19 protein-coding genes are annotated in these 20,047 nt (G+C 74.2%); 14 read left to right on the plus strand and 5 right to left on the minus strand.

The genetic code is table 11. The features are described 5' to 3' along the window. The first annotated feature begins 78 nt into the window (after positions 1–78). The 9 genes from Ani05nite_RS20745 to recQ all read left to right on the plus strand — a co-directional run bounded on the left by Ani05nite_RS20745 (position 79) and on the right by recQ (position 8,855). Positions 79–1,062 carry a zinc-dependent alcohol dehydrogenase gene (locus tag Ani05nite_RS20745; protein ID WP_203770502.1) on the plus strand — a complete coding sequence of 328 codons (984 nt, stop codon included), beginning with the start codon at positions 79–81 and terminating at the stop codon, positions 1,060–1,062. Next, entirely contained in the window at positions 1,063–1,461 is a 399-nt protein-coding gene (locus Ani05nite_RS20750; RefSeq protein WP_203770504.1) for a 6-pyruvoyl trahydropterin synthase family protein, read from the plus strand. It abuts the gene before it with no gap. Beyond that, entirely contained in the window at positions 1,458–2,516 is a 1,059-nt protein-coding gene (locus tag Ani05nite_RS20755) for a glycosyltransferase family 4 protein (RefSeq protein ID WP_203770506.1), read from the plus strand. The genes Ani05nite_RS20750 and Ani05nite_RS20755 overlap by 4 nt, the downstream gene beginning before the upstream one ends. Next, positions 2,513–3,316, plus strand: a complete 804-nt coding sequence (locus tag Ani05nite_RS20760; protein ID WP_203770508.1) for a methyltransferase domain-containing protein — start codon at positions 2,513–2,515, stop codon at positions 3,314–3,316. Before Ani05nite_RS20755 ends, Ani05nite_RS20760 begins: the two co-directional genes overlap by 4 nt. Before the next feature lie 60 nt (positions 3,317–3,376). Further along, complete coding sequence (locus tag Ani05nite_RS20765; RefSeq protein WP_203770510.1) at positions 3,377–4,429, plus strand: lysylphosphatidylglycerol synthase transmembrane domain-containing protein; 1,053 nt, start codon at positions 3,377–3,379, stop codon at positions 4,427–4,429. Positions 4,430–4,502: 73 nt separating this feature from the next. Continuing rightward, complete coding sequence (locus Ani05nite_RS20770) at positions 4,503–5,192, plus strand: RibD family protein (protein WP_203770512.1); 690 nt, start codon at positions 4,503–4,505, stop codon at positions 5,190–5,192. A 51-nt stretch (positions 5,193–5,243) separates the two neighbouring features. Further along, on the plus strand, positions 5,244–5,906 hold the full coding sequence (locus Ani05nite_RS20775; RefSeq protein ID WP_203770514.1) for a GTP cyclohydrolase II: 663 nt from the start codon (positions 5,244–5,246) through the stop codon (positions 5,904–5,906). 298 nt (positions 5,907–6,204) lie between these two features. Continuing rightward, on the plus strand, positions 6,205–7,023 hold the full coding sequence (locus Ani05nite_RS20780; protein ID WP_203770516.1) for an alpha/beta fold hydrolase: 819 nt from the start codon (positions 6,205–6,207) through the stop codon (positions 7,021–7,023). Continuing rightward, positions 7,020–8,855: a DNA helicase RecQ gene (gene recQ, locus Ani05nite_RS20785; RefSeq protein ID WP_203770518.1), complete on the plus strand. Its 1,836-nt coding sequence runs from the start codon at positions 7,020–7,022 to the stop codon at positions 8,853–8,855. The genes Ani05nite_RS20780 and recQ overlap by 4 nt, the downstream gene beginning before the upstream one ends. Positions 8,856–9,630: 775 nt before the next feature. Here recQ and Ani05nite_RS20790 read toward each other — a convergent pair. After that, complete coding sequence (locus Ani05nite_RS20790) at positions 9,631–10,527, minus strand: hypothetical protein (RefSeq protein ID WP_203770520.1); 897 nt, start codon at positions 10,525–10,527, stop codon at positions 9,631–9,633. Between the two features lie 66 nt (positions 10,528–10,593). Between Ani05nite_RS20790 and Ani05nite_RS20795 the strand changes: the two genes are divergently transcribed. From Ani05nite_RS20795 to Ani05nite_RS20805, 3 genes are all read left to right on the plus strand, one after another. Then, complete coding sequence (locus Ani05nite_RS20795; RefSeq protein ID WP_203770522.1) at positions 10,594–10,956, plus strand: YybH family protein; 363 nt, start codon at positions 10,594–10,596, stop codon at positions 10,954–10,956. 81 nt (positions 10,957–11,037) lie between these two features. Next, positions 11,038–12,267 (plus strand): EAL and HDOD domain-containing protein, encoded by a 1,230-nt coding sequence (locus Ani05nite_RS20800; protein WP_239130448.1) that lies wholly within the window; start codon positions 11,038–11,040, stop codon positions 12,265–12,267. A gap of 404 nt (positions 12,268–12,671) precedes the next feature. Further along, positions 12,672–13,190 carry a glutathione S-transferase C-terminal domain-containing protein gene (locus Ani05nite_RS20805; RefSeq protein ID WP_203770525.1) on the plus strand — a complete coding sequence of 173 codons (519 nt, stop codon included), beginning with the start codon at positions 12,672–12,674 and terminating at the stop codon, positions 13,188–13,190. On the opposite strand, the gene Ani05nite_RS20810 is transcribed toward Ani05nite_RS20805, so the two are convergent. Then, positions 13,191–14,348 carry an RNA polymerase sigma factor gene (locus tag Ani05nite_RS20810; protein ID WP_203770614.1) on the minus strand — a complete coding sequence of 386 codons (1,158 nt, stop codon included), beginning with the start codon at positions 14,346–14,348 and terminating at the stop codon, positions 13,191–13,193. A 56-nt stretch (positions 14,349–14,404) separates the two neighbouring features. Continuing rightward, entirely contained in the window at positions 14,405–14,761 is a 357-nt protein-coding gene (locus tag Ani05nite_RS20815; RefSeq protein ID WP_203770527.1) for a YciI family protein, read from the minus strand. Positions 14,762–16,790: 2,029 nt separating this feature from the next. Here Ani05nite_RS20815 and Ani05nite_RS20820 point away from each other — a divergent pair. Beyond that, positions 16,791–17,924, plus strand: coding sequence for a hypothetical protein (locus tag Ani05nite_RS20820; RefSeq protein WP_239130449.1), 1,134 nt, complete (start codon positions 16,791–16,793; stop codon positions 17,922–17,924). On the opposite strand, the gene Ani05nite_RS20825 is transcribed toward Ani05nite_RS20820, so the two are convergent. Continuing rightward, complete coding sequence (locus Ani05nite_RS20825) at positions 17,921–18,922, minus strand: 3-oxoacyl-ACP synthase III family protein (protein WP_203770528.1); 1,002 nt, start codon at positions 18,920–18,922, stop codon at positions 17,921–17,923. The genes Ani05nite_RS20820 and Ani05nite_RS20825 overlap by 4 nt on opposite strands. Positions 18,923–19,003: 81 nt before the next feature. Between Ani05nite_RS20825 and Ani05nite_RS20830 the strand changes: the two genes are divergently transcribed. Next, the gene (locus tag Ani05nite_RS20830) at positions 19,004–19,273 is read left to right on the plus strand and encodes a hypothetical protein (RefSeq protein ID WP_239130450.1); all 270 of its coding nucleotides are present in this window, start codon (positions 19,004–19,006) and stop codon (positions 19,271–19,273) included. A gap of 18 nt (positions 19,274–19,291) precedes the next feature. Here Ani05nite_RS20830 and Ani05nite_RS20835 read toward each other — a convergent pair whose 3' ends face one another. Next, positions 19,292–19,999 carry a lysozyme gene (locus Ani05nite_RS20835; protein WP_203770530.1) on the minus strand — a complete coding sequence of 236 codons (708 nt, stop codon included), beginning with the start codon at positions 19,997–19,999 and terminating at the stop codon, positions 19,292–19,294. Between the last annotated feature and the right edge of the window lie 48 nt (positions 20,000–20,047).

The following is a 20,047-nucleotide window of genomic DNA, read 5'->3' on the forward strand; positions in this document are numbered from 1 at the left end:
GCCGCGTATGGTTGCCGCTGTCGTCACTGAACACGCTTGATCCGCGCGTTCGGTTCAGCGCACGGAGGAGAATTACCGATGACGGGTGACGCCCGCGCCTTCTGGGTCGCCGCGCCCGGCCGGGGCGAGATCCGGCCGGTGACCGTCGCCGACCCCGGCCCGGACGAGGTGCTCGTGCGGACCCTGCACTCCGGGGTCAGCCGCGGCACGGAGACCCTGGTGTTCCGCGGCGGCGTCCCGCAGAGCCAGCACGCGGCGATGCGCGCGCCCTTCCAGGAGGGCGACTTCCCGGCCCCGGTCAAGTACGGCTACCTCAACGTCGGCGTGGTCGAGCAGGGCCCGCCGGAGCTGCGTGGCCGTACCGTCTTCGCCCTGTACCCGCACCAGACCCGCTACGTCGTCCCGGCCGCCGCGGTGACCGTGGTCCCCGACGGCGTGCCCGCGCGCCGGGCCGTGCTGGCCGGCACCGTGGAGACCGCCGTCAACGCGCTGTGGGACGCCGCGCCCCTGGTCGGCGACCGGATCGCCGTCGTCGGCGCCGGCATGGTCGGCGCGAGCGTGGCCGCGGTGCTCGCCCGCTTCCCCGGCGCCCGGGTGCAGCTGGTCGACGCGAACCCGCAGCGCGCCGCGGTGGCCGCCGCCCTCGGGGTCGGCTTCGCCCTGCCGGCCGAGGCCACCGGCGACTGCGACCTGGTGGTGCACGCCAGCGCCACCGCGGCCGGGCTGACCCGCGCGCTGGAGCTGCTCGCGCCGGAGGCTACGGTCATCGAGCTCAGCTGGTACGGCGACCGCGAGGTCAGCGTCCCGCTCGGCGAGTTCTTCCACTCCCGCCGGCTGGCCATCAGGAGCAGCCAGGTGGGCGGGATCGCGCCGGCCCGGCGCGGGCGCCGCGACTACGCCGACCGGCTGGCGGTCGCCCTGGACCTGCTCGCCGATCCGGTCTACGACGCCCTGCTGACCGGCGAGTCGGCGTTCGAGGAGCTGCCCGCGGTGCTGCCCCGGCTGACCAGCGGGGAGCTGCCCGCCCTGTGCCACCTGATCAACTACCCGACAGGAGAGTGAATGTTCAGCGTCACCGTCCGTGACCACATCATGATCGCCCACAGCTTCTCGGGGGAGGTCTTCGGACCGGCCCAGAAGCTGCACGGCGCGACCTTCGTGGTCGACGCCACGTTCAAGCGCCCCGAGCTGGACGCGGACAACATCGTCGTCGACATCGGCCGGGCGCTGGAGGAGCTGCACGCCATCTGCGGCGCGCTCAGCTACCGCAACCTCGACGACGAGGCCGATTTCGCCGGCGTGAACACCTCGACGGAGTTCCTGGCCAAGGTCATCGCCGACCGGCTGGCCGGCAAGGCCGCGGCCGGTGAGCTCGGGGCCGGGGCGGCCGGCCTGACCGGCATCGCGGTCACGCTGCACGAGTCGCACATCGCCTGGGCCAGCTACGAGCGGGTCCTGTGACCGCTGCCCTGCACGTGGTGCTGCCGGGCGGGATCGACGACCCGGCCGCCCCGAGCGGCGGCAACACGTACGACCGGCGGGTGCTGACCGGGCTGGCCGGGACCCGCGAGGTGCACGAGATCGCGGTCGGGGCGGCCTGGCCGTACCCGGCGGAGGCGGACCGGGCGGTGCTCGCCCGGGCGCTGGACGAGCTGCCGGCGGGCGCCACGGTGCTGCTCGACGGCCTGGTCGGCTGCGCCGTGCCGGAGCTGCTGGAGCCGCTGGCGGGCCGGCTGCGGCTGGTCGTGCTGGTGCACCTGCCGCTCGGCGACGAGACCGGGCTCCCGCCCGCCGCGGCCGCCGAGCTGACCGCCCGCGAGCGCCGGACGGTCCGGGCCGCGGCCGCGGTCGTGGCCACCAGCGACGCGGCGGCCCGGCGCCTGGAGACGCTGCACGACCTGAACGCCGGCAGCGTGCACGTCGCCGCGCCCGGCGTCGACCCGGCGCCCCTGGCGACGCCGGGCCCGGCCGGCGACCGGCTGCTCTGCGTCGCCGCGCTCACCCCCCGCAAGGCCCAGGACGTGCTGGTCCGGGCCCTGCACGCGGTGGCCGAGCTGCCGTGGACGTGCACGCTGGTCGGCGCCCTCGACCGGGACCCGGCGTTCGTGGACCGGGTGCGCGACCTGGCCGCGCCGCTGTCCGGCCGGGTCGTCTTCGCCGGGACGCGCACCGGCGAGGCGCTGGCCGAGACGTACCGGCAGGCGGATCTGCTGGTGCTGCCGTCGCTGGCCGAGACGTACGGCATGGTGGTGACCGAGGCGCTGGCCCGCGGCGTACCGGTGCTCGGCACCCTGGTCGCCGGCGTGCCGGAGGCCCTCGGCGCCGCCCCGGACGGCGCCCGGCCGGGCACGCTCGTCCCCCCGGGCGACGTCCCGGCCCTGGCCGCGGCGCTGCGCCGCTGGCTCACCGACCCGGCCGTGCGCCGCGACCAGCGGGCCGCGGCCGCCGCCCGCCGGCCCGGCCTGCCCGGCTGGGACCTCACCACCCGACGAATGAGCGAGGTACTGCACCCATGACCGGAGAGTTCAGCTCGGCGTGGCTCACCCTGCGCGAGCCCGCCGACGCCGACGCCCGGGCCCGTGACCTGGTCGCGACGCTGCGCCTGCCGGCCGGCGACGAGCTGGTCATCCGCGACCTGGGCTGCGGCACCGGCTCGATGGGCCGGTGGCTGGCGCCGCTGCTGCCCGGACCGCAGCGCTGGGTGCTGCAGGACCGCGACCCGGCCCTGCTGGCGCACGCCGCCGCCCACCTGCCGTCCGCGGCGGCGGACGGCAGCCCGGTGACCGTGCGGACCGCCGAGGGCGACGTCACCGCCCTGACCGTGGCCGACCTCGCGGACACCTCGCTGGTCACCTGCTCGGCGCTGCTGGACCTGTTCACCGCCGCCGAGGTGATGGCGCTGGCCGAGGTGTGCGTGGCGTCGGACACCCCGGCGCTGTTCACCCTGTCGGTGGTGGGCGAGGTCACCCTGGATCCCCCCGATCCGCGGGACGCGGTGGTCGCCGAGGCGTTCAACGCCCACCAGCGGCGTTCGGCCGGGGGGCGCCAGCTGCTCGGGCCCGAGGCCGTCGGCGCGGCGGCCGGGGCCTTCGCCGCCGCCGGCGCCAAGGTGTGCGTCCGGCCGAGCCCGTGGCAGCTCGGCCCGGAGCACGCCGCCCTGACCGTGCAGTGGCTGCGCGGCTGGGTCGCCGCCGCCGTCGAGCAGCGCCCCGAGCTGGACCTCGACGACTATCTCGCGGCGCGCACGGCGGCCGCCGAGGCGGGTCGGCTGCGGGTAACAGTCGCGCATCAAGATCTTCTCGCCCAGAAAGACTGAACCGCCTGCCGCCGCCGGGACGTACTAGTTCCAGAAGGGTGAACCTGAGGGGGCAGCGGCATGAACCGATCGATCTGGGCGTGGGTGCGGGTAATCGGCGGGGTGGGGATCCTCGCCGTATTGCTGTGGCGCCTGGGTACCGGCGCCTTCATCGACGGGCTCCGGGTGATCGACGGCCCGGCGCTGACCCTGGCGTTCCTGATCGGCGTGGCGACCACGGTGTTCTCGGCCTGGCGCTGGTGCCTGGTGGCCCGCGGCCTGGGCATGACGCTGTCGCTGCGCGGCGCCGTCGCCGACTACTACAAGGCGCTGTTCATCAACGCCGCGCTGCCGGGCGGCGTGCTCGGTGACGTCGACCGCGCGGTGCAGCACGGCCGCGAGGAGGGCGACGTGGGCCGTGGCGTACGGGCCGTGGTGCTCGAGCGGACCGCCGGTCAGGTGGTGCTGATCTCCGTGGGGGTGACGGTGCTGGTCACCGTACCGTCGCCGGTCCTGTCCCACCTGCAGGCCCACGCCCGTGGCCTCGCCGTCGCCGCCGCGACCACCGTGGGCCTCGCGGCCCTGCTGGTCTTCGCCTTCGGCCGGCTGCGCAGCGGCGCCTCCCGGTGGGCGCGCGCCGCGCGCACCGGGGTCACGGAGGTCCGGTCCGGGCTGCTGACCCGCCGCAACTGGCCGGGCATCGTGCTCGCCTCGACCGTCGTGCTGGCCGGGCACCTGGCGACCTTCGTCGTGGCCGCCCGCGCCGCCGGCTCGGACGCCTCGCTGCTGCGTCTGGCCCCGCTGATGCTGCTCGCGCTGCTGGCCATGACGCTGCCGGTGAACATCGGCGGCTGGGGCCCGCGCGAGGGGGTGACCGCGTGGGCGTTCGGCGCCGCGGGCCTGAGCGCCACCCAGGGTCTGACCATCGCCGTGGTCTACGGCCTGTTCGCCTTCGTGGCCGCGCTCCCCGGCCTCGTGGTGATCCTCACCCGGGCCGCCGCCGGGGCCCGGGACCGGGCCCGCCAGCGCGCGGCGGCCCAGCTCACGGCGGTCGAGCCGGTCGTTGGGCCGGTCGCCGGGCCGGCCCCGACGCTCGTGCTGCCGGTGCGGGAGCTGGTCGGCAGCGGTGCATGACGGTGCCGCCGCCCCGGGTTCGCCTTATGGTGGACGCCGGGGTGACGCTGGTCGCTCCGTAGGAGGACCGTCCGTGCTCGATCGCCCGTACGTTCTGCTCAGCTGCGGCATGTCCATCGACGGATACGTGGACAGCCCGAGCGACGAACGGCTGCTGCTCTCCAACGACGCCGATTTCGACCGGGTCGATGAGGTACGGGCGGGTTGCGACGCGATCCTGGTCGGCGCCACCACCGTCCGCGTCGACAACCCCCGGCTGCTGATCCGCGACGAGAACCGCCGCCGCGACCGGCTCGGCCGCGGGCTCCCCCCGGATCCGGTCAAGGTCACCGTGACCACCAGCTGCGACCTGGACCCGGCGGCCCGGTTCTTCACCCTGGGCGACGCCGACAAGCTGGTCTACTGCGCCAGCTCGGCGCTGCCCGGCGCGGAGGAACGGCTCGGCAAGGTGGCCACGGTGGTCGACGGCGGCGAGCCGGTCGATCTGCACCGGGTGCTCGCCGACCTGGCCGCCCGCGGCGTCGGCCGGCTGATGGTCGAGGGCGGCGGCACCATCCACACCGGCTTCCTCACCGCCGGCCTCGCCGACGAGCTGCAGCTGGTCGTGGCCCCGTTCTTCGTCGGCGACTCGCGGGCGCCACGCTTCGTCGGCGACGGCGTCTTCCCGTGGGGCCCGGAGCGCCGGGCCCAGCTGACCGAGGTGCGGCAGATCGGCGACGTGGTGCTGCTGCGCTACGCCCTCTCCGACCGGTGCCGGGGCTGACCGGCCGTGACCTGCGAAACTGAACCGTCCGAAGATCGAAATGGGGGGCCGATGCCCGAGACCGCCGGCTGGCAGACGCTCGACGTCGGGACCATCCCGCAAGCCACGGTGCGGACCCGCGTCACGGTCCCGCTGCGCTTCCCGGACGGGTACGCGACCACCGCCCGGGTGCTCACGTTCGACGGCCTGATCGACGGCCGCGAGCACCTGGCGCTGGGACTGGGCGACTGGGAACGCGCCGTGCAGTCGGCCCCGCTGGTCCGCCCGCACAGCGAGTGCCTGACCGGCGACGTGTTCGGCAGCCAGCGCTGCGACTGCGGCCCCCAGCTGCGCGAGGCCGTCGAGCGGATCGCCGAGCCCGGCGGGCTGCTGCTCTACCTGCGCCAGGAGGGCCGCGGCATCGGCCTGTACGCCAAGCTGGACGCGTACGCGCTGCAGGAGGCCGGGCTGGACACCTACGAGGCCAACGTGGCCCTGGGGCGCGGCGAGGACGAGCGCGACTACACGGTGGCGGCGCAGATGCTGCTGGCGCTGGGCGCCGGGCGGATCCGGCTGCTGAGCAACAACCCGGACAAGGCGGCCCAGCTGGAGGCCCGCGGCGTCGAGGTCGCCGAGCGCATCCCGACCGGGGTGCACCTGTCGGCCGCGAACCTGCGCTACCTGGCCACCAAGGCCACGCACACCGCACACACCCTGGACCTGCCGGGCCTGTAGCCCGGCCGGCCAGCGCGCATTCCGCGGCGTTTGCCGTCGCGGAGCAGGTCGGCCCGGCTGCCGGTCCGCGATGATGCCCGCCATCGTCGTGCCGAGGTCCTGCGGTACACCCCCAGAAGGCCGGCGGCGCCATGCCCGCGCCGGGCCCGGAGTACCGCGCCGTCAGCCGGTCGCCGGCGGCCCCAGGCTGATGAATGCGAAGACCTCGTCCTTGGCCATCACACCTCCCTCGGAAGGTCTCCTCACAGCGCCCTCCATGCCCTTGACGGCAGTGGCTAATGGCAGTAGCTTTCTGGCTATGAGACTTCAGACGACGCAGGGCGCGCTGGCCTACGACGACACCGGCCACGGACCGCTGGTGGTGTGCCTGCCCGGAATGGGGGACAACCGCACGACGTACCGGCACCTCGTCCCGCTGCTGGTCGCCGCCGGCCACCGGGTCGTCACGGTCGACCCGCGCGGGCAGGGCGAGAGCGACGCGGTCTGGCCCGACTACTCCCCCGAGGCGATCGGCGCCGACCTGCTCGAGCTGCTGCGCCACCTCGACGCGGGGCCCGCCCTGCTGGTCACGAACTCCTACACCGGCGCGACCGCCGTCTGGGCCGCCGCGGAGGCGCCCGACGCCTTCTCCGGGCTCGTGCTCATCGCCCCGTTCGCCCGGGAGATGCCGCCGCTCAACGCGATGATGCGGCTGGCCTTCGCCGCCGTCGGCCGGTTCCGCCCGCTCTGGCTGGCGTACTGGTCGAGCCTGTTCAAGACCCGGCGGCCGGACGACCTCGCCGCCGCCCGGGCGCGGCTGTCCCGGCAGCTCGCCGAGCCGGGCCGGATGGCCGCGCTGCGCGCCATGGGCACCGCCGGCAAGGCGGCCTGCGAGGCCCGGTTCCCCGAGGTCAGCACGCCCGCGCTGGTCGTCATGGGCACCCGGGACCCGGACTTCCCGGCCCCCCGGGAGGAGGCCGAGCTGATCGCCGGGCGGCTCGGCGGCCGGGTCGTCATGATCGAGGGCGCCGGCCACTACCCGCAGACCGAGTATCCCGCCGAGACGGCCGCGGCGATCCGCACGTTGTCCACAGGGTCCGGGCCGGCCGCGGGGGAAGTCACTACTATCGCGGAGTGACTTCCGCCCCCGAGATCCCCCGGTCCGCCACCGACGTGCTCAACCGGGTCTTCGGCTATGCCTCCTTCCGCGGTGAGCAGCGCGAGATCATCGAGCACGTCGTGGCCGGCGGCGACGCCCTGGTGCTGATGCCGACCGGCGGCGGCAAGTCGCTGTGCTACCAGATCCCGGCGCTCGTCCGCGACGGCGTGGCCGTGGTGATCTCGCCACTCATCGCCCTCATGCAGGACCAGGTCGACGCGCTGCGCACGCTGGGCGTGCGGGCCGGCTTCCTCAACTCGACGCAGGATCTCACCGAGCGCCGCCGGGTCGAGCAGGCGTTCGTGGCCGGCGAGCTCGACCTGCTCTACGTCGCGCCGGAAGGGCTCGGCGTCCCGGCCACGCAGCGGCTGCTCGACCGCGGCCGGATCGCGCTGTTCGCCATCGACGAGGCGCACTGCGTGTCGCAGTGGGGCCACGACTTCCGCCCCGACTATCTCAACCTGTCGATGCTGCACGAGCGCTGGCCGGACGTGCCGCGCATCGCGCTGACCGCCACCGCCACCGCCGCCACCCACCGCGAGATCGCCGAGCGGCTCGACCTGACCGGGGCCCGGCACTTCACCGCCAGCTTCGACCGCCCCAACATCCAGTACCGCATCGTGGCCAAGAACGAGCCTCGGCGGCAGCTGCTCGATCTGCTGCGCACCGAGCACGCCGGCGACGCCGGCATCGTCTACTGCCTGTCCCGGGCCTCGGTGGAGAAGACCGCCGAGTTCCTGGCGCAGAACGGGATCCCCGCGCTGCCCTACCACGCCGGCCTCGACGGGCGCGTCCGCGCGGCCAACCAGTCGCGCTTCCTGCGCGAGGACGGGCTGGTCATGGTGGCGACCATCGCGTTCGGCATGGGCATCGACAAGCCCGACGTGCGTTTCGTCGCCCACCTCGACCTGCCCAAGTCCGTGGAGGGCTACTACCAGGAGACCGGGCGCGCCGGGCGCGACGGGCTGCCGGCCACGGCCTGGCTGGCCTACGGGCTGCAGGACGTGGTGCAGCAGCGCAAGATGATCGAGACGTCGGAGGGCGACTTCGCGCACCGGCGCAACCTGGCCGCCCACCTGGACGCCATGCTCGCGCTCTGCGAGACGGTGCAGTGCCGCCGCGGCCAGCTGCTGGCCTACTTCGGCCAGCCCGGCGCGGCCGCCTGCGGCAACTGCGACACCTGCCTGAACCCGCCGGAGTCCTGGGACGGCACAGTCCCGGCGCAGAAGCTGCTGTCCACAGTGCTGCGGCTGCAGCGTGAACGCGGGCAGAAGTTCGGCGCCGGGCAGTCCATCGACATCCTGCTCGGCAAGACCACCGACAAGGTCACCCAGTTCCGCCACCACGAGTTGAGCGTGTTCGGCATCGGCGCCGAGCTGCGCGAGGCCGAGTGGCGCGGCGTGGTGCGGCAGCTGCTCGCCCAGGGGCTGCTCGCGGTGGAGGGCGACTACGGCACGCTGGTGCTGACCGACGAGAGCGGCAGCGTGCTGCGCAAGGAACGCCAGGTGATGCTGCGCCGCGAGCCGGAGCGCACCGCCCGGGCGCCCAGGGCCCGCTCGGCCAAGGCGGCCCCGGCGGCGGACCTGCCGGCCGAGGCGGCGCCGGTGTTCGAACGGCTGCGCGCGTGGCGCGCGGCGGCGGCCAAGGAGGCCGGCGTCCCGGCGTACGTGGTGTTCCACGACGCGACGCTGCGGCAGATCGCCACCCAGCGCCCGGGCAGCCTGGCCGAGCTGTCCACGGTCAACGGGGTGGGGCAGAGCAAGCTGGACAAGTTCGGCGAGCAGGTGCTGGCGGCGCTGCAGGAGGCTTGAGGTGGCTGGGCCCTTCGACACCGGCCGGCTCACCGGCCAGTTGGCCGCGGTCGCGCATCCGGCCGCCTCCAGGCGGGACCTGGACCGGGGCGTCGTGGCGGCATCTGGATCTCGGGGCGGCGGCCGGCACGGGGCCACCGTGCACGTCGACGACATCGCGGGGCTGGGCGCCTGGTCGGCGCCACGGGCCAGAACCCCGGCGGTGCGCGAGCTCAGCGAGGCCGCGGCCGGTGCGGCCCCGGAGAGCGCCGACGCGTCGCGGGAGCGGCTCGGGGATTTGTTCGCGGACGTGCTGCTGCTCGATCAGCAGGCGAGCGGGGAGCGGGCCCCGGAGCTGGGATGGGTGCCGGCCCGTCGCTGGTCGACGAGCTCCGTCCGGGCAGTTCCGCCTCCGGAAGGCGGGCGCTGGGCGGGTGGCCGGCCGCTCGCGGCGGTTCGGCGGCCGGGCCGGCCGCGCCGTAATGTCCGGGCGCGACCTCTCCCGCCCTGGACCGGCATGCCGGACTCCTCGCTACGCCCTTCCGGCCCCGGCCCGGCTTGCCAACCGGCCTGCCGGGATGGCTCGCTACGCCCTTCCCGCCCAGCCCGGCCTTCCATCCGGCCTGCCGGGATAGCTCGCCACGCCCTTCCCGCCCAGCCCGGCCTTCCATCCGGCCAGCCGGGATAGCTCGCCACGTCCTTCCCGGCTTGCCGGGCTCCCGCACGGGGTCCCCGCCGCGGTTCCTCCCCCACCGGGATCCTTGGCGCGTCCTTCCCGGCGCGCGTCGACCGGATCTCAGCCGAGCGCCACGTCCTCGCCGGCCGCCGACGCCGGGCCGGGGCCGCCGGCCGTGCGGGCGGCGCCGGCCGCGATCAGCACCGGCCCGAGCAGCAGCGCGGCCATCGCAAGGGCCGCCCCCACCCGGAAGTCCACCGAGATGCCGGCGGTGGCGCCGGCCGACAGGTCCGCCCGCAGGCCCGGCTGCAGGAACGCCGAGGTCGCCTCGACGCCCCGCACGACCTCGCCGAGGTACCAGGATCCCGCCATGTCCCGGGTCGTGTGCGCCACCGCCGCCTGCACCAGCAGGGCCCCGGCCGGCGCCAGGAACCACCGGTCGGCCCGGGACACGGCCAGCACCGCCGCCAGCCCGGCCAGCCCGGTGGCCAGCAGGCCCGGGGCCAGGTGCGCGGCCAGGTGCGCGGCCAGGTGCTGGGAGCCGGCGAAGGAGGACGACCCGGCCCGCTCGTCCGCCACCTCGGCCGCCACCGCCACGACCGGCAGCAACGCCACGCCGCAGGCCAGCGCGGTCAGCCCGGCGGGCCGGCGGAACTGCGGCAGGGCCACGATCCCGACCAGCAACGCGGCCACGGCCGGCACCAGCAGCACCGCTGTTGCGTCCTCGAACGCCAGCGCCTGCCGGTAATCCACAGAGGAGGGCTGCCGGAAGTCCGGGACGGAGGACGGCGCGAATCCGCGTACGGTCGACGCGGCCGCCAGCAGCACGACGCCCGCGGCCAGCGCCCACCGCGGGACAGGCCGGTGGACGTACAGGACGAGCGTCAGTGCCGTGATCAGAAGCGCGACCACCCCGGCCGCGTCGGGCACCCAGCCCTCCAAGCCGAGCAGCGCGCTCAGCACCGGGACGGCCGCGGCGGCGGCCGACGCCAGCAGCAGTTTGCGGACGGCAGGCACGGGCCGGAATCCTGCCACACCGAAATGCGGTCCCGCTCACCCGTGTGCCGGTGCCATGATGCGGCCATGGACTTCCCCACTGCCGTGAACGGGCACCTGGCTGCGATCGGCCGCCGGGACCTCGACGGCTACCTCGCCACCGTGCACCCGGACGCCACCCTGATCATGCCGAACGGCACGCTGCTGAACGGCCGCGACCAGATCGCCGCGATGCACCGGGACTGGTTCGGCGACCCGGACTGGAGCTGGGAGCTGGACCTGCGGCACTCGGCGACCGCCGGCGACACCGGCGTCGCGATCTTCGCGGCCGACTACCACGACCTGGACGGCGAGGGCCGGCCGTACGGGCTGAGCTACCTGCTCACCCTGGTGTTCGTCCGCGACGGGGACCGGTGGCTGCTGCTGCACGACCAGAACACGCCGGGCTGACCGCCGGGCTCGGATGATCGGCCGGGCGGAAAGCTCAAGCAGTGACGGCGCCGGCCGATCAGTCTGACCGTGAACCCAACGGTGCCGTTCCCCCTGCCGGGCACACAGCTCGTGCACGTCGGCCGGCAGCCGATCTTCGACCGGACCGGCGACGTCGTCGCCTACGAGCTGCTGTTCCGCGGCAGCATGGACGCCGTCGACGCCGGCCGCCGCGACACCTACGCGACCAGCCAGGTGATCGTTAACACCTTCACCGAGTTCGGCATCGACGAGGTGGTCGGCGACCGTACCTGCTTCATCAACCTGACCCGGGAGTTCCTGACCGGTGAGCTGGTCCTGCCGTTCGGCCCGGAGCACGTGGTGCTCGAGGTCCTCGAGACCGTCGACGTCGACGAGGAGGTCATCACCGGGGTCACTAACCTTGTCGCGCAGGGCTACCGGATCGCGCTGGACGACTTCGTCTACGGCTCCGGACACGAGCGGCTGCTGCCGCTGGCCTCCTACGTCAAGCTCGACCTACTGCAGGGCGACCTCACCCACCTCGACGAGATCGTCGCCGCCTGCCGGCGGCACCCCGGCATCCAGATCGTCGCCGAGGGCCTGGAGACCACCGAGCATCTCGCGCTGAGCAATCGCTACGGCTTCGAGCTGCGCCAGGGGTACGTGCTGAGCCGCCCGCAGGTGCTGACGGCCACCTCGCTTACACCCTCCCGGCTGCGCCGCCTCGAACTGCTCGGCGCCCTCACCGCCCCCGACACCGACCTCGAACGCATCCTGTCCATCATCGCCGGCGACCCCGCCCTGACCATCCGCGTCCTGCGGGCCAGCAACTCCGCCGCGGTCGGGGCCACCAGCAGGATCTCCTCCGTCCGCCAGGCCGTCGTCATGCTCGGGTTCGCGCACATCCGCCAGTGGGCCATGCTCATGGTGGTCGACGACGTCGCCGAGGCGACCGAGGTGCAGATGGCCGAGGCGCTGACCCGCGCCCGGCTCTGCGAGAACGTGGCCGGCGCATTCGGCGCGGCACCGGACGCGGCGTTCATGGCCGGCCTGATCACCTCGGTCGCCGCCATGCTCGGCCTGTCCTCCGCCGCCATGGCCCACCAGCTCCCGCTGAGCACCGACATCGCCGGCGCCCTGGAACGCGGCACCGGGCCGCTGGGCCAGGTGCTGCGCGTGGTCAACGCCTACGAGCGCGGCGACCTCGCCGAGGTCGCCACCGCGTACGTCGGCGACGACCTCACCGGCACGGTCATGGACGCGATGCGCTGGTCGCGGCAGGCCGTGCGGGCCACCAAGTCCGCCGCGTAGGCGCCGCCCCCGGCATTGCCCATCTCCTACGGAAGCGATAGGCTTTCGGGGCAGCCTCGCCGCGGGCAAGGAGAGGGTCATGCCGAGAATGTCGAGCGCCACCCCCCTGGCCACCCCCGTCGACACCGCCACCTACGGCGAATACCGCATCCCCGACGGCCCCGGCCCGCTGCTGCGCTTCACCGGCCGGATCACCGCCGACGGCCCGTTCACCCCGCGACCCTTCCGCTACCACGTGTACGGCGGCTGGTTCTGCCCGTGGTCGCAGCGCGTCGCGATCACCCGCGTCCTGGCCGGTCTCGAGGACATCGTCACCATGTCGTTCGTCGACGGCGCCCGCGACGGCCGGGGCTGGGCGTTCCGCGAGCAGTACGGCCCCGACCCGGTCAACGGCTTCATCCTGCATGTCAAGGACGCGGGCAAGGACGTCCGCGACGCCGGCGCGCCTGGTCAGCAACGACAGCCACGGCATCGGCATCGACCTGGCGACCGCGTTCCGGCACCTGGCCACGCCGCTGGTGGACACGTACCCGCCGCACCTGCGAGCCCGGATCGAGGAGCTGGACCGGTGGCTCGGCCCGGCGGTCAACCACGGCGCCGGCGCGGCCGCCGGGTCGGCGCCGGCCCGCGAGACCCTGCTGGAGGCGTTCGAGCAGCTGGACGCGCGGCTGGCCCGCTCCCGCCACCTGCTCGGCGACGAGCTGACCGAGGCCGACATCCGGCTGTGGGTGACCCTGGTGCGCTACGACGTGGGCCCGAACGCGTACCGGGCGATCAACCCGGGCCTGCACGTCTACCCGCACCTGTGGTCGTACGCCCGCGCGCTCTACCGCATCCCCGCCTTCCGTGACACCACCGACTTCGCCGCGTTCAGCCGCGCCGGCGCCGCCCTGCCCGACTGGACCGCGCCGGCCGACCGCTGACTACCCCAGCTCGGCGAGCCGGGCGGCCAGGAACGCCCGTTCCACCTCGTTGTCGGTCAGCGCGAGCGCCTCCTCGTACGCCCCGGCGGCCTCGGCGTGGCGGCCCAGCCGGCGCAGGAAGTGGGCCCGGGCCGCGCTGAGATAGCCGTAGGTGGCCAGCGCGGGCTCGGCCAGCAGCGGCGTCAACGCGTCCAGGCCGGCCTGCGGTCCGTCGCGTTCGCCCAGCGCCACCGCCCGGTTGAGCTCCACCACCGGCGACGGCCAGAGCTCCCGCAACACGTCGTAGAGTCCGACGATCTCCGTGAAGTCGGTGTCTGCCCACGCCGGCGCCTCGGCGTGGACGGCGGCGATGGCGGCCTGCACCGCGTACCGGCCGGGCGGCCCGCGGCGCAGCGCCTCGGCCAGCAGCGCCGTACCCTCGGCGATCCGGCCGCGGTCCCACCGGCCGCGATCCTGCTCGGCCAGCAGGACCAGCCGCCCATCGGCATCGACCCGGGTCTCCCGCCGCGCGTCGGTGAGCAGCAGCAACGCCAGCAGCCCGGCCGCCTCGGCGTGCCCGGGCAGCAGCCGGTGCAGCATCCGCGCCAGGTGCAGGGCGGCGTCCACGAGGTCGCGACGGGCCAGCGCCGCCCCGGCCGGCGCCGTGTGCCCGGTGGTGAAGATCAGGTGCAGCACCGCCAGCACGGCGTCGACCCGCTCCCCCAGCTCCCCCGCCCCCGGCACCCGGTACGGGATCCGGGCCGCGGCGATCTTCTTCTTGGCCCGGGTGATGCGCGCCGCCATCGTGGCCTGCGGCACCAGGAACGCCCGGGCCACCTCGGCGGTGGTCAACCCGCCCAGCAGCCGCAGGGTCAGCGCCACCCGGGCCTCGAACGCCAGCGCCGGGTGACAGCAGGTGAAGATGAGCCGCAGCAGGTCGTCCTCGGCGGGACCGGCAGCCGGCTCGTCCATCACGAGCAGCGGCAGGGTGCGGCGCAACAGGGCCGCACGCCGCAACGCGTCCAGCGCCCGGTTCCGGGCCGCGGTGGTGAGCCAGGCGCCGGGCCGCTGCGGCACCCCGGCGGTCGCCCAGGTGGTCAGGGCCTGCGCGTACGCGTCCTGCGTGCACTCCTCGGCCAGGTCGAGATCGCGGGTGACGCGCACCGTCGCGGCGAGCACCCGGGCCCACTCGCGACGGTGCGCGTCCGCGACGGCCTCGCGCACGCCGTCCGGGATCAGGAGTGCTCCATGACCGGCCGGATCTCCACCCCGCTGTGGCTCGCGGCCACCTCCGGCAACAGCCCGGCCAGGGAGATCGCCGCGTCGAGGTCGTCCGCCTCGATCAGGTAGAAGCCGCCGAGCACCTCCTTGGTCTCCAGGAAAGGCCCGTCGGTGACGGCGGGACGCTGGTCCGCGCCCTGCCGCAAGCTGGTGGCCGTGGCCGGCGGCATCAGCTCGTGACCCCCGAGCACGGCGGCCCCGCCCGCGGCGGCGAAGCGCCGGTGGCCTGCTTCGATGCGCTCACGCTCCTCGGGCGCGGTGTTCGCCCATTCCTTCTCGTCGCCGTAGATCAGCACCAGGTACTTCGCCATGTCACCCATCCGTTCACGCGGGACCCTGTGCGGGCCCGACCACCACTGCGACGAACGAGCCCGGCGGGAATCGACAACCGGCCTCGCGTCCCTCGTGTCACTCGTCCCTCTTCGCCACCGTCCCTCGCCGCCGGCCCTCGCCGCCGGCCCTCGCCGCCGTTCCTCGCCGCCGCTGGTGCCGTCGCCGCCCCTGGTGCCGCCGCCGCTGGTGACGCCGCCGCCGCCGCTGGTGCCGCCGCCGCCGCTGGTGCCGCCGCCGGTGTCTCTGGCGTCGCCGTCACGGCAGCCGCCGCGTCCAGGCGTCGGCGTCGGCGTCGGCGTCGGCGTCGGCGTCGGCGTCGGCGATGCCAGCCTATCGCTCACGGAAGGTGACAAGCCGTCGCCAAACAAGATCAATTCCTTACGAATTGGTGGCGGACAATAGGGTCGCGGAATTGGCATGATCCATGACCAGTGGGCTGCCGAAAATTGTCGGTCGGGTGCGAGATGATGGGACCCATGCGGCAGTTGCAGATGTTCACGACGGCTGAGCTAGCAGCCATGCGGGATCGGACGGCCTCGCGCAATTACTCGCCCGAGGGAGAGGCGTTCCGGCGCGCGCATCAGCGTCATCGTGCCTGGGGACTGGCTCGGCGTCACGCCGAGCGGCTGCGCCGCGTGCGGAACAGCGCGGAAGGGCACCAGGCGGCGGCCGGTCGGTGTCCGCATACAGGAGTGGGGCAGCGCGCTCCGGTGAGTGGTGAGCAACGGCCGGAGGTAGATGTCGGGCAACGCCCACCCGCCCGTAGGGACCAGAGCCCACCCGCCCGTGCCGAGCAGCGCCCACCGACACGTGGCGAACAACGGCCAACCGCCCGTGCCGGGCAATGCCGGACCGCCGGCGCCGGGCAATGCGCACCCGGCCGGACCCAGCAACGGCCAGCCGACTGTCCTAGGCAACGCCGGCCGGCCCGTGCCGAGCAGCGCCCACTCGCCCCAGCCGAGCAATGCCCAACCGGGCAACTCCGGCCACGGCCACCGGCAAGTGCCGAGCAGCGCCCATCCTCCCCTGGCAATGCCCGCCCCAGCATCGCGGGCAACGGCCACCGGCAGATACCGAGCACCAGTCACCCACCCGCGCACGCCCAGCAACACCCACCGAGACGCGGCGGCATGGCCCCGGTGGCCAAGCCTGTACTTGTCAACGGGCCGCCGGTCTCACGGCGCAGCGCTCCGTTTACGAAAGAGGCCACCGCCACGCCGGCCTCCACCTCAAGGTCCCCTACGCGCTCCGACCCACGAACCCCACTCCACCAAGCAGACCTCGGCGTCACCCAGCCCTGCGATGCCCGAACCGATCAGTGCCATCCAGACCTCAACGCCCGGCGCCGAACCAGCACCACCCGCGAACGGTTCCCGCAAACCGTCGCCACCGGTCAACCACCCCACCCGGCACCCGGGCATCGCCGGGCAACGCCGGGCAACGGACTACCAGCAAGCCGCAACGAAACAGACCTCCGCCCCGCCCGCGAACCCGCCGCGGCCGGACCCCGTCCACACCCGACCGCGAGCACACCGCAACGGACGAGCTCGTCCACATCCGACTGCCAGCAAACCGCCACGGACAGGCCCGTCCACCGACCGCCAAGACACTGCCACCGAACAGACCCACCCCCGCCCCCACCGCCACGAAGCACCCCCAGCCGCCAACACACCACCACCGACCGGACCGCCCACGGCCCCATCGCGAGCCCATCACCGCTGAACAAGGCACCAGGCCCCGATCCAGAACAAACACATTCCCGCCGCCCACGCTAACCAGACGCGACAATTCGCCGGCATCCCCGAGAACCTCACAAGGAGAGCAAATCTCCGGACGACAATATTCACTCCACCCGATCGGCGCAGAAACACACCAACAATGCGCGCCGAGAACAGCAGGGACGGCCCTACCAACGAACACGGAACGTCACGCGCCGCTCCAAACCCCACAGGAGGCGCCACCCCGCCACCGCTACCCCGAACGGATCCCGCCCCCTACCATCGTCCGGTGCGTTATCCCCTCGTCCTCCTGCTGGCGCTCTCCGGCTGCAGCACCGCCGCCCCGACCTCCGTCGCACCCTCACCCGCGCCACCACCGCCCCGGGCGTCGGCCAGCGTCAGCGCGCAACCGGGCCCGACCGCGTCCCGGCGCCCCACCACATCCCCGAGTCCCGCCCGTGCCGCGCTCCCGAGCCCCGGCAACCCGGACGGCGACGCCCCGGTGCCGGCCGAGGCGCGGGCGGAGGACACCCGCCGGCCCGACCGGGTGGTCGGGCGGGGCACGCCGGGGAGTTGCACGTCGGCCGCGGTGGTCGCGGCGGTGGCGGCCGGCGGGGTCATCACCTTCGATTGCGGGCCGGCGCCGGTCACGATCACCATGACGGCCACCGCGAAGGTGCGCAACGATCATGGTCCGGCCGTGGTGTTGGACGGCGGCGGGCGGGTGACGCTCAGCGGTGGCGGGCGGCGGCGCATCCTGTACCAGAACACCTGTGATCAGGCGCAGCGCTTCACCACCTCGCACTGCCAGGATCAGCCCACGCCCCGGCTCACCGTGCAGAACCTGGCGTTCGCCGACGGCGATGCCAGCGGGGAGACCGCCGAGGGGGGCGGCGGTGGGGCGATCTTCGTTCGTGGCGGGCGGTTGAAGGTGGTCAACGCGCGTTTCACCGGCAACCGCTGCGACGGTACGGGTCCGGACCTGGGCGGCGCCGCGATCCGGGTGCTCTCGCAGTCGGGCAACAAGCCGGTGTACGTCGTGCACAGCACGTTCACCGGCGGGCGCTGCGCCAACGGGGGCGCGCTGAGCAGCATCGGCGTCTCGTGGACCGTGCTCAACAGCGTGTTCACGGGGAACCGGGCGGTCGGGCGGGGCGCCAACCCGGCCCGGCCCGGCACGCCCGGCGGGGGCTCGGGCGGCGCCATCTACACCGACGGCAACGCCTTCGCCGTGACGCTGCGGGACACCGTCCTTCAGGACAACCGGGCGAACGAGGGTGGCGGCGCCATCTTCTTCGTCAGCAACGACCGCACCGGCACCCTCACGCTCACCGGCTCGGCCCTGCGCCGCAACCGCAGCGCGGGGTTCGAGACCGCCGGGCAGCCGGGGATCTTCTTTCTCGGCCGGCGGCTGAGCCGCTAGTTGCCGTACCAGCGCAGCAGCGCCGCGCCCACCGACATGCCGCCGCCGAAACCGGCCAGCAGCACCAGCTCGCCGTCCTTCAGGTCGCCGGCGCGTGCCGCCGCGTCGAGCGCGATCGCCGCGGACGCGCTGCCGGTGTTGCCGTAGCGGTCCAGGACCAGATGGGTACGGGCGGCGTCCAGCCCGGCCGCCGCCACCAGCTCGCCGATCATCATGCCGTTGGCCTGGTGCGGCACGAAGTGGTCGACGTCGCCCGCGGTGACCCCGGCCCGCTTGAGCAGGTCGGCGAGCACCGGCGGCACCCCGGCCATGACGAAGTCGCGGACGCCGCGGCCGTTCATCCGGAAGAAGTGGTCGCCGTCGGCCACCGTCGCCGCGGACGCCGGCAGCCGGCTGCCCCCGGCCTTGACGTGGATGAGCTCGTGCGCGTCGCCGCGGGTGACCAGCTCGACGTCGACCAGCCCGTACGGCGCCGGCACGGCACCGACCACGGCGGCCCCGGCGCCGTCGCCGAACAGGATGGCGGTGCGCCGGTCGTCGAAGTCGAGGATCCGCGAGTACACGTCGGCCGCCACCACCAGCACGACCGCGCCGGGCCGGGTGGCGACGAGGCTGTGGGCCAGCGCCAAGCCGAAGACGAACCCGGCGCACACGACGTTGATGTCGAAGGCCGCCGCCCGGTGCGCGCCGATGGCGTGCTGCACCAGCGAGGCGGTGGGCGGCTGCGGCGAGTCGCCAGTCGACGTCGAGACGATGAGGAAGTCGAGCCGGTCGGCGGCGATCCCGGCCCGGTCCAGCGCCGCGACGGCGGCCCGGGTGGCCAGGTCGGAGGTCGCCTCGTCGGGGGCGGCGAAGCGGCGCGCCTCGATCAGGGTCTTCCGGGCGATCCACTCCGGCGTGGTGTCGGTCACCCGCTCGGTCAGGGCCTCGTTGGTGACCTCGTGCTCGGGCAGGTAGGAACCAGTGCCCAGGATGCCGACTCGCGCTACCGATTGCATGTCCCCGCTTATCGGCGGCGGCGCGGCCCGGTTGAGGATCGGCGGCGCTGCCGTGCGGGCCGGCGATCACCAGCGATAATCATGACTGTGACGAATTGGGAGTACGCACGACTCGAGTACCGGGCGGCCGGCACGTTCGGTGCGGACAAGTTCATGGACTGGACGGCCACGTTCCACCATCCGGGCGGGACGCTGCGCTGGGGCACCGACGAGCGCTTCGACGACCTGCGGCACCTCAACCGGGCCGGGGCGGCGGGGTGGCAGGCGTACGACCGGGCGGCGATCCACGTGATCAACGAGCCGCACCGGCTGCACGGGGTCACGTATTCGATGCGCCGCCCGATCCCGTAGGGCGGGCCGGAGCCGGCCTCAGCAGGGCCCGTCGCAGGCCAGCACGCGCAGGCGGTCCAGGGTGCCGTTCCAGACGTTCTGGTCGCCGGGCAGCGGGCCGGCGTCGGCGTACTGCCAGAACGAGTACGTGGACCACCCGGCCGGCAGCGTGCCCACGCCGCTGCTGTAGCGGGCCACCCACAGCGGGCTGGTCGCGCCGAACCCGCTGTAGTTGCCGGTGCAGGTCCGCCACCAGTCGGTGGTGGTGTAGATCGTCGCCCAGCGGCCGGTCCGGGCCCGGTAGCGGTCGCGGAACGCGCCGATCCAGCTGCGCATAGCGCTCTGCGAGAGGCCGTAACAGGTGGCGCCGTACGGGTTGTACTCGATGTCGAGGGCGCCGGGCAGGGTCCGGCCGTCCTTCGACCAGCCCCCGCCGTGGTTGACGAAGTAGTCGGCCTGGGCCGCGCCGCCGCTGCGGTCCGGCAGCGCGAAGTGGTACGCCCCGCGGATCATGCCCACGCCGTACGAGCCGTTGTACTGCTGGGCGAAGGACGGGTTGGTGTAGCCGGTCCCCTCGGTCGCCTTGACGTAGGCGAACCGGGCGCCGGCGGACCACGCCGCCGACCAGTTGACGCTGCCCTGGTGGCTCGAGACGTCGACGCCCTTGACGCCGGCCGGGGCGGCCTGCGCGGGGGTGGGCACCAGGATGGATGCGGCGGCCAGCAGGCCGGCCAGGAACACGCGCACGGATTGACACCTTTCGTCGGCACGGACGGGCGCGGGGACACGCGGCGG

Origin of the sequence: Actinoplanes nipponensis (assembly GCF_016862275.1) — a bacterium.
Classification (GTDB): Bacteria; Actinomycetota; Actinomycetes; order Mycobacteriales; family Micromonosporaceae; genus Actinoplanes; species Actinoplanes nipponensis.